The organism is Streptomyces hilarionis (assembly GCF_024539675.1).
GTDB lineage: Bacteria > Actinomycetota > Actinomycetes > Streptomycetales > Streptomycetaceae > Streptomyces > Streptomyces hilarionis.
This window is the reverse complement of record NZ_JAHHIT010000824.1, coordinates 1-250: the sequence shown is the minus strand read 5'-3', so window position 1 is coordinate 250 and position 250 is coordinate 1. Positions and strand designations below refer to the sequence as shown.

Sequence of the window (250 nt, the reverse complement as noted above, 5' to 3'; positions counted from 1 at the left end):
ACCAGAAACAGTCCTTTGATCTGTACTTCGTTGGTAGTCAAGGTGATGACGAAATAATTCGCCGCTGGGCCATCTTGGCTGGAGTCGAACCGGCCAGCGTGAGAAGCCGACAGATCACATTGAATCACGATGCCGGTCGATGGCTTGGCCTTGGACTCGGCGGTGAGCTGCCGGCCGTGGTACGCGAGGTGAATGGACAATGGCAGCGTCTGTAATTCGCGCGGCTTTAACGGGGGGGCTACTGCTCACC

Annotated in this window: 1 protein-coding gene; it reads right to left on the bottom strand. The window is 57.2% G+C overall.

Translation table 11 applies throughout. From position 1 onward, the window contains the following. On the bottom strand, positions 1–200 hold a 200-nt coding region (locus KMS84_RS44765; RefSeq protein WP_256921645.1), incomplete at its 3' end, for a hypothetical protein. Positions 201–250: the final 50 nt, after the last annotated feature.